General features: G+C 37.5%; 9 protein-coding genes and 1 pseudogene. 1 reads left to right on the top strand and 9 read right to left on the bottom strand.

Features of this window, described 5'->3' with window-relative positions; genetic code table 11:
- From Q0064_RS01845 to Q0064_RS01835, 3 genes are all read right to left on the bottom strand, one after another.
- A partial coding sequence (locus Q0064_RS01845; protein WP_298143428.1) for an RHS repeat-associated core domain-containing protein occupies positions 1 to 365 on the bottom strand: 365 nt, incomplete at its 3' end.
- Between the two features lie 294 nt (positions 366 to 659).
- Positions 660 to 1,025, bottom strand: coding sequence for a hypothetical protein (locus Q0064_RS01840; protein ID WP_298143425.1), 366 nt, complete (start codon positions 1,023 to 1,025; stop codon positions 660 to 662).
- Between the two features lie 55 nt (positions 1,026 to 1,080).
- The gene (locus Q0064_RS01835) at positions 1,081 to 2,097 is read right to left on the bottom strand and encodes an RHS repeat-associated core domain-containing protein (RefSeq protein WP_298143431.1); all 1,017 of its coding nucleotides are present in this window, start codon (positions 2,095 to 2,097) and stop codon (positions 1,081 to 1,083) included.
- Positions 2,098 to 2,515: 418 nt separating this feature from the next.
- Here Q0064_RS01835 and Q0064_RS01830 point away from each other — a divergent pair, with 418 nt between their 5' ends.
- Entirely contained in the window at positions 2,516 to 2,668 is a 153-nt protein-coding gene (locus Q0064_RS01830; protein ID WP_298143421.1) for a hypothetical protein, read from the top strand.
- Between the two features lie 587 nt (positions 2,669 to 3,255).
- Here Q0064_RS01830 and Q0064_RS01825 read toward each other — a convergent pair.
- From Q0064_RS01825 to Q0064_RS01805, 6 genes and pseudogenes are all read right to left on the bottom strand, one after another.
- Positions 3,256 to 4,011 (bottom strand): annotated as a pseudogene (locus tag Q0064_RS01825) (RHS repeat-associated core domain-containing protein); the annotation flags it as partial.
- Positions 4,012 to 4,874: 863 nt separating this feature from the next.
- A complete protein-coding gene (locus Q0064_RS01820; RefSeq protein WP_298143418.1) occupies positions 4,875 to 5,747 on the bottom strand; it encodes a hypothetical protein in 873 nt (290 codons plus the stop codon).
- A gap of 21 nt (positions 5,748 to 5,768) precedes the next feature.
- Positions 5,769 to 6,377, bottom strand: coding sequence for a hypothetical protein (locus tag Q0064_RS01815; RefSeq protein WP_298143415.1), 609 nt, complete (start codon positions 6,375 to 6,377; stop codon positions 5,769 to 5,771).
- The gene (locus tag Q0064_RS01810) at positions 6,374 to 7,579 is read right to left on the bottom strand and encodes an RHS repeat-associated core domain-containing protein (protein ID WP_298143412.1); all 1,206 of its coding nucleotides are present in this window, start codon (positions 7,577 to 7,579) and stop codon (positions 6,374 to 6,376) included. Before Q0064_RS01810 ends, Q0064_RS01815 begins: the two co-directional genes overlap by 4 nt.
- Before the next feature lie 17 nt (positions 7,580 to 7,596).
- A complete protein-coding gene (locus Q0064_RS14710; protein ID WP_366094606.1) occupies positions 7,597 to 7,896 on the bottom strand; it encodes a CPBP family intramembrane glutamic endopeptidase in 300 nt (99 codons plus the stop codon).
- Positions 7,897 to 8,201: 305 nt separating this feature from the next.
- Positions 8,202 to 9,143 (bottom strand): RHS repeat-associated core domain-containing protein (locus tag Q0064_RS01805; protein ID WP_298143409.1); only part of this gene is annotated, 942 nt, incomplete at its 5' end.

Here is a 9,143-nt window from a genome sequence, read left to right as displayed (position 1 = left end):
TTCGGGTTGCTGATCTTAAAAGCCTCCAACTCCTCAACAGTCGAAATAATAATCAAATCATTGTTTTTCTTTACATCGTCTGCGGTATCGGTAGTGTTACTCCCTCCACCACCAGCCTGCGTAAATTTAGAAGTTTCTCCCGGAACCACACGATCACTACGGCGGATAAAGTTACCGTTGCTGTCGTACATCTCAGCGCCGTTGTTATCCAACATCTGCTGCCCCGCTCCACCACTCGGATCGGCAAAGACAATCGGGTTGCCGTTAAAACCACTGTACGGCGATTGGCTGTGGTGTATCACCGGATCTAAAACCACCCAACGCGCAATGGCTGGGTCGTAATCGCGCAGCGGCATGTCGTACATATCATACCCAAAATCGCCTTGCCATTCTTGGCCGTTGTATTTGTATTTAAAATTGTACGTCCGCTGCGCATTTCATTTAGTATCTATTGCCGATTATAAGTCATCATCTGGCTAGTTATTTGGTCGGCCATACCTTTGAACTCTGGCATAGAATTTAATATCTTTGCAACTTGCTTTTTGACTGACGCTTTTAAAAACCTTTTCAAGGTTTTACCAATCATAGGTGCTATATTTAGTAATTTTCTTAGCGTTAGTAAAAGTCTATCAATAAATAGCCAACATATCTCTTTATTTCTACAATTCTTTAAACTCAAAAAATCTAGACCTAATCTGAAAACTTGAATTAGGGTTCACTTTTAAATATTGTAGGTAATCCAATGGGTCAAATTCAAATAAAATATCATTTTCATTGTATTCTATTAAGACATCCGAAGGAGAAAAAAGCAAAAAGTCTTTATCAATGTTAAAAGATAAGCTAACAATATCATTAAAATGAAGTTCTACTGTTTCATAATCAAAATCACTGTCTATTTTAGAGCAATAAATTTTTATTTTGATGAGGTTTATTTCTTCATTATCTTTAAATAGCGTAATAAAATTTACTTCTTTGATTATCGAATCAGATAATTGACCATATCTATTTATAAAATCTTTAATCATAAAAATGTTTTTCTGTTGAGATTGTTCATCTATTCCTAATCTATTATAACTTACCTTACTGCAAGTATTTATTCGGTATTAACATGAAAGGTATATGATTTTCTGGCAAATGCCCCGAGCCAATAGAACCAGGAATACTCATATTATGACCGTGCACTCCTCCCATATTATGTGCCTTAAAATTTATTTCAAATTCAATTTTTCCAGCGTCATTATAAAAATGCTTTGATATCAATTGTCCGTTTGGTGAAAGATATTCATAAACTGAATTTGGAATTCCTTCACCTGTAGCCTTTGTCGTTCCAGATAATTTTTTATGGGCTGTGCTGGCAATATTATCAATCTTCCCGATAAATTTTATTCCCGTTGCACCCCAACCTGCTACTGGTATCATAGCAGCAAGACTCAAATTCGCTTCTGTTTTCTTACCTCTTACGCCGTAAGTTAAGCCATTTATTAAATCTATCGGCTCTCCTAAAATAGGAATTGCTCCCAACCATTCTAAATCACCTTGAAACTCGTCCCATTGCTTTGCACGAGCCTTGTCTCTGTGATCTTGATAAAATCTGCCTTTAGAATATACATGCGCTTGTAGTTGCCCAATAAAACTTCTTCCTGAACCGAATCTTCCAAACTGTAAAATTATAGTAACTGTAGGCAAACTCTCGCTATAGAAATGATGTTCAGCATCCGTATTAATGAAACTTCCTTCTAAGCGTGAATCCGTTCCGCCGCGACCATTACCCGCGTAATCAAAATTACCATGTCCATCGTTTACCCAAACGCTGTTAGTACCATCTGGAGTGGCATCCCACGCGGCTTGAAGCATCTCCATAATAGAAGCAGGAGCTAAACCACTTGGGTCTGAAAAATATACCGGATTATTAAATGCAAATGAATACGGCGAAAAATTTGGCATAAAAGGAGCTAATGCGTCAAGACATACAAACCTGCCAAGTGCATTGTCATAATGACGGAAATCCATTGCCGTCATATCGTAACCAAAATCGCCTTGCCATTCTTGGCCGTTGTATTTGTATTTAAACTTGCCTGGCGGTTCGAATTGCTCGATAAGTGGCTAAATAATAGTAGTTTCAAAGAACGTGGCAAAAGAAAAAAGCAACTAGACAACAACTCGCCCGCGCCAGCCCGCATTGCCCCATGCTACGAATTTCGAAAATACCGAACAAGTAACCTAATGTACTTTGCTAAAATTTGTATCAAAATGAAACAATTGCATCTTGGTTTGCTTTTGATTTGCGAATTTTGTACAATCCTAAGTCTGCGCCGGCGCCAGATATTTCTTTACAAATTAAACCGAATACTTGTTTCTTTGTTTAACAAATCTTAAAGCCACCGTTCCATTTTCTTGTGGCCAGCAATTCCCGCGCTTCGTTGCTAGTCCGCGTGGGAAAACGGTTTTTTGTACGGCTTGCATCGGCTTCCGCGGGTCGCCGCCGCGCGCCAACAAAAAAATCCACTTTCCCACTGTGGGCTATCCACTGCGCTCGGGGCTGGGAGTGAGTGGGGTTGAAGACGTTATTAACGAGGTAACCAATACACAATACATCGATTTTAGTGTAAAATCGGTAAAGCTTTGGTTTAGAAACAATAAATACCTGCAACACTATTTTGGACTATAAATAATTCTGAATCTTGTGAGAAAATATAAATCCGAAGAAAGCAAGAAAATAACAAGTTATTACAATAATAAGGCTTAAAATCTCTCTAGTTTTGTTTGGCTTATAGTTAATGGAAGGGTCATTTTTCCTTATAATACTTAGGATATATTTTCTAAAAATTTTGTCAATTAAAAAACTAATAATAGCTAAAGAACCATAGATATAGATGTTGCTATATTTACCTAAACCAAATACATAAATATTGATATTGGTAAAAATTGAACAAAAAAAGAAGAAAAAGATAAAGTTGAAATACAACCACGTTCGCTCTTCCCAGTTGTCTGGTTTCTTTTTCTTTTCACATACCATCATCGCCGAGTAGATTACAAATAATATTCTCTTCATATTTCGAATTAATTACCAAAAATTGATATTTCATTTGTATTCTCATCGATTGTATCGTTTATCTCAAACAGATAATCTGCAATGCCATAGCCAAGCGTTATAAATCCAACTGTTGCTAAACAGGGAGGACAAATAACGAGAGTAAGGGGGGCCGCAGCCATCATTGCGCCATCGATTATACTAGAAGCTTTTAAAGCCCCATCCTAAACAAAATCTTTTGCTATTATACTTCCTGTTAAAACATTGCCTACAATCCCAACTCTTTTGAGAAGTTTAGAGCTAGACGAAAATTTACTATTTGAAAAAATCTTTTTTAAATATTGTCGTACCTTCCCAGGAGGAGGTAATATGGAATTTTTCTTCAATCTTTTATAAATATTATAATACTTCCGATCAAATTTATCATAATGGCGATTGTAAATTGATTTAAAATTTCCCACCAAACCATTAACCAGAATGTCTTTAAACCCATTGAAATGATTTTCAGTCGATTCATAGTAATCAAAGAGATAGTCAAAAAAATCCTTGCCTTTAACGTCGATAACCACCTCGTCTAAATGAATACTTACTAAACCAGATTCGGGATCGTAATAATATGTCGTAGTAGTATCGTTATGATATCTATCGAACTCTTTAGTATTCGGACACGTCGGGCATACTTCAAAACCACTTCCCTCCTCAAATACTCCAAATTCAGAATTTGCACCGCCGCCGTCATAAGAATCTTCTCCTTCGAATAAATAACTATTGTCAGGAAAAAAGCTACTTTCCTTCGGTTCGTGATCTTCATACCTACGATCCAACATTTGCTGCCCCGCTCCCCCACTCGGATCCGCAAATACCACCGGGTTGCCGTTAAAACCACTGTACGTTGATTGGCTGTGGTGTACCACCGGATCCAAAACCACCCAACGCCCAATGGCTGGGTCGTAATCGCGGAGCGGCATGTCGTACATATCATACCCAAAATCGCCTTGCCATTCTTGGCGGTTGCATTTATCGGCTACGTCTAATTTATCGACGCATTAAAACAGCACTTTCAAGGAACGTGTATACAATAAATAGCAGTGTGGAAACAACTCGCCCGCGCCAGCCCGTATTGCCCCATGCTACAAAATTCGAAAATACCGAACAAGTAACCTAATATACTTTGCTAAAATTTGTATCAAAATGAAACAATTGCATCTTGGTTTGCTTTTGATTTGCGAATTTTGTACAATCCTAAGTCTGCGTTGGCACCAGATACTTCTTTACACATTAAACCGAATACTTGTTTCTTTGTTTAACAAATCTTAAAGCCACCGTTCCATTTTCTTTTGGCCAGCATTTCCCGCGCTTCGTTGCTAGTCCGCGTGGAAAAACGGTTTTTTGTACGGCTTGCAACGGCTTCCGCTGGTCGCCGCCGCGCGCCAACAAAAAAATCCACTTTCCCACTGTGGGCTATCCACTGCGCTCGGGGCTGGGAGAGAGTGGGGTTGAAGACGTTAAATCACTAAACTTACATAATTTGTGCTAAAATAATCGCGTTACTGTTTTCATTTAGTACTCCAATAAAAAGGCTGTTTAAATATCGACAACTGAATTTAGCAAGTTTATAATATAATAACCACTAGTTAGAAGAAGATTTAAGTAGAAAATAATTTTTATAATACGCTCATTGAATTCAATTTTAGTCAATATCATAAAAACAAAAACAAAAATGTAACACAAGTACTTATACAAAAAAATTATATCTAAACATAATAAATAAGATCTAAAGGAAATTGCAAAAACTATTGATATCAATTCTAAATATATGTTCAACCTATTGTAATTTATCATTTTAATCAACTTTACCTAAAAATTTACCAGTTGCTCGATCATAATAATAAACGGTGATGTCTTCATACGGCCCAACACCATATCTCTCATAAATTTGAATCATGCCTTGCATTTGACTTGTATTATTTAAATGCAATTCACAATAATTTCTAAAAACTTTCTCATTTTGATCAGAAACGTCGTTGGTTTTCCACTTCGCATATTCTGTCATTGCAGCGACACTCAACTTTGAAGGGTTTGCTTTTTTCAGTTCTTCATAAAGAGACTTAAGATCTAAAGCTGGAACATAACCTGTTTTCTCAGAATAATTCATCAGTTTTTCGAACATATCTTGCCGTTCCCTGAAAACCTCTTTAAACAAATGAAAAGCTTCCTTGTGTGAAAGTTCGCTTACTATTCTAATATCTAAAACAAAGCCATTAAAATCATGCTTATTTGCAATTTTGCTGTAGTTAAGTCCACCATACTCGCCGCCGATAAGCAAAATACCTTCATCGTCTTTCCTTACACCGAAGTTCACACTTGGGCTATTCATTATAAAACCTAATAACTCTTCCAATGTCGAAATTACAATTATACCTTCATTCTTTTTTACATCTTCTGCTGTTGGTGCAGTTGTCGTGCCGCCACCTCCATATGCCGCCATGGAAACCTCTCCCGGAACTACACGATCGCTGCGGCGGATATAGTTGCCGTTAGCGTCGTACATCTCAGCGCCGTTGTTATCCAACATTTGCATACCCGCTCCCCCACTCGGATCCGCAAATACTACCGGGTTGCCGTTAAAACTACTGTACGGCGACTGGCTGTGGTGTATTACCGGATCTAAAACCACCCAACGCACAATGGCTGGGTCGTAATCGCGGAGGGGCATGTTTACTTTTATACTGATTTATTAATCATCAATACGAGGTAAAATGTATTTAGCAATTTCACCCAATCGAGTAATCGGAACCAGATAATCTTCATGATACTTCCAATATTCATTTTCGAAGACTCTATTTGCATTCAAAATTACCTCAAAGTAATTCAAACGCGACTGATTTAAATCGTAGGTTGGTGAGCGAACACCATTGGTGTTATAAAAATAAAATGCCTGAACATCCGCCTCGATAACTGAGCTATCAAATTGGTTTTTGTATTCTATCGTATCATTACTCTTAGTAATTAAGTACAGATGGTAATGGAGAGAATGATTATCATCTATACCACGAACAACAAAACGCTTCTTCTTACCCATTCTTTTTTTAAATTCAGGAAATACCAACATCTTGCTCTGTTGTGGCCGACTATCCAGAACTAAAATGGTGTCTTGACGAATCTGCCAATTCCCTTCCGCACTAAAATGAAGAAGATGGGCTCGTTGAGTATATTGAAATGTACCATCACTGCGAAGCACAATCTTCTCACCCTGAGACGCATAGGAAATTGATTTAACCTCTTGAGAATTTGCCGTGGAGAAATACAGAAATATAAATACAGAAAATTTTAACAGATCTTTCATCGTTTGCTCTTTTTACCTTTCGAATAATCTCGTTCCCAGTTAAAATAGACCTCGTTAACAGGAATACCTGCTGCCCCCGCTGAAATAGTCTTAGAACGTAGTATCTTACCGTCTTTAGAATTTATATTAATTGGCCCATCTGGTAATGTTCCATAGGGGTCATCCTTTAACTTTAACTTACTAAAATGTCTTATGTAATTATCATCCGGTCTAAGCATAAAACCATCTAGCTCTTTATTTGGCGTAATATAGTACCCTTTCCCATATTTCCAAATGTTTTGATTATTGTATGCTTCCGTCTCATCTGTGATGTCATATAGTACTGGAAGTTTTGAATCTTTCCGATAAGACGTTTTACCATTTTCAAATTGGAATGCATGGGTAATTTCGTGAGTTATTAAAGCACTATCAAATGCTCCCAAACGTATAACAACTGAATGACTTTCCCAATTATACTCATTCAAACCATGGTGATTAACCGTAACTCCATCAACTACATCGTTTATTGACGAATCTAATTTAAATTCGTAAACCTGATCAGATTCATCAATATCTTGGAAATTAGTTAACATCATTTCAAACCATGATAACAACATATTTCCGAGTTCTTCTTCTATCGCTCCTTGGCTAATCAATACTTTAATTTGATTTGCACTTGCTTTCATTTCCTGTAACCAATGTGCTGCTAAACCGTCTGGATCAGAAATGTGATTACCATCTGGGTCAATGTATTTAATTGGATTGTTCGACACATAAGCATACGGTGAATACCTAACATAAACCCCAGCATATGCATCTAAGCAAACCCATCTTCCGATAGTCGGGTCATAATGTCGTGCACCGTAGTCAAACATATCATACCCAAAATCGCATTGCCATTCTTGGCGGTTGTATTTGTATTTAAACTTGCCTGGAGCTTGCGCATACTCTACACTGCCTTGCGTAATGCCCAAAGGCCCACCTTCGGTTAAAGTACTCCACGTGCGGTACGTCATGTTGTAATTCATGTGGCGCAAACCATACGGATAGTAATTACTCTCCTCAAGTATCACCAAGCCCGGCGTTGCCGCTGCAGAGTCGAACGTGTAAATCACACGGTTATTGCCTAAGTGGTCGCTGTAATTATACACGTGTTGGTAGGACTTTTCCTTTATCTCAGAGAGGAATCCAGTGATATCCGGCCTTGGGAATGAATAGACCATAGTAAATTATGTTGAACTTAATACACAAAGTTCAGTTCTGGAAAGTTCGCAAATAATAGATAAATAAAAAAGTTTGAAATATTGATTAAGAAATGCAAAAGTATTGCATTTAATATAGAGTTGCTTTTCAGATAAAGTCGTGAAATTATAAGTGATCCGATGAAAACTGGCAACAGACCTGAATCTGTGTTTAAATGTGATAAAGAAAAGAAAACTGAAACAATGATTATTGAAAATAACTCACTTTTAGTTTTTCGAATTTCACGTAAAAAGAATTCTCTAAAGGTTAATTCTTCAAGGATCACAAACAAAACCATAAGAAGAATCTCAGTTAAAGAAGCGACCGGTTCGTAATCTAAAAAATCTCGATCGTAAACTAAATTGATTAACAGTGCTTGATAGCCTATTAAAAAAAATATCATTGGAAAGAAAAAAATTACGAACCACTTAAAATCGCTGATGGAATACTGCCGGTAAAATAAATCCTTTATGTTTTTTGAAAACAAAAGAATAAAAGAAACTATAAATAAAAGAGAAAAAAAAGCTCTTACTTGATAATCAGAAATACTAAACTGAATTATCAAAAAGAAAAGGGTAAATAAAATCAATCTAGTTATCATATTTAATAATATCGCAAGTGTTTCTTATCATAAATACTTGAATGCTGAATACCTGTTCGTGGTAATGGCATATTTTCGACAGGCTTTCGGAAAACTAATTCAATTAAACGCATCTGACAATCAACAATTCTTGCACTTCTTGCGCTTTCGGAATTAGGATCACCTAGTTCTGTAATATTTAAAACAAATCGAGTAGAGGTACCTAAAACTTTCGTCATCAAAAATTTAAATCCCGATGTAGTAGTCTTCTCGGCTGCCTTGTCGATTATCTCTTTTTTTACCTTTGTGCTAAGTGCCTCGTAACCTGCAAATGCAACACCATTTTTAGTGAGTGTAAATGGATTCTTATCCAAGAATTCCTCCACTTCTTTACGGTCATAACCATATTTATTGGCTATATATCTAGCTAACTCTGCATTTTTACCTTCTTGTTGTGGATCATCTTTTGGTTTTAAATCTTCTGGACTTATATTCGGGTTGCTTCTTAAAAAAGCCGCCAACTCTTCAACTGTCGAAATAATAATTAATCCCGTATTTTCCTTAACGTCGTCTGCAGTATCGGTAGTATTACTACCAGCACCAGCCTGCGTAAATTTAGAAGTTTCTCCCGGAACTACACGATCGCTGCGGCGGATAAAGTTACCGTTGCTGTCGTACATCTCAGCGCCGTTGTTATCCAACATCTGCCGGCCCGCTCCCCCACTCGGATCCGCAAATACAATCGGGTTGCCATTAAAAGCACTGTACGGCGATTGGCTGTGGTGTATCACCGGATCTAAAACCACCCAACGCGCAATGGCTGGGTCGTAATCGCGGAGGGGCATGTCGTACATATCGTAACCAAAATCGCCTTGCCATTCTTGGCCGTTGTATTTGTATTTAAACTTGCCCGGCGCTTGCGCATACTCTACACTGCCTTGCGTAATGCCCAGCGGCCCACCTTC

This window comes from Flavobacterium sp., assembly GCF_027490375.1.
In the GTDB taxonomy this organism is placed as follows: Bacteria; Bacteroidota; Bacteroidia; order Flavobacteriales; family Flavobacteriaceae; genus Flavobacterium.
This window is presented reverse-complemented; position numbering and strand designations above follow the sequence as displayed.

What these genes read in the sequence shown, in the direction of transcription:
- Q0064_RS01840 (WP_298143425.1), bottom strand. Translation starts at nt 1,025, where the DNA reads ATGATTAAAGATTTTATAAATAGATATGGTCAATTATCTGATTCGATA.
- Q0064_RS01820 (WP_298143418.1), bottom strand. Translation starts at nt 5,747, where the DNA reads ATGCCCCTCCGCGATTACGACCCAGCCATTGTGCGTTGGGTGGTTTTA.
- Q0064_RS01815 (WP_298143415.1), bottom strand. Translation starts at nt 6,377, where the DNA reads ATGAAAGATCTGTTAAAATTTTCTGTATTTATATTTCTGTATTTCTCC.
- Q0064_RS01810 (WP_298143412.1), bottom strand. Translation starts at nt 7,579, where the DNA reads ATGGTCTATTCATTCCCAAGGCCGGATATCACTGGATTCCTCTCTGAG.
- Q0064_RS14710 (WP_366094606.1), bottom strand. Translation starts at nt 7,896, where the DNA reads ATGGTTTTGTTTGTGATCCTTGAAGAATTAACCTTTAGAGAATTCTTT.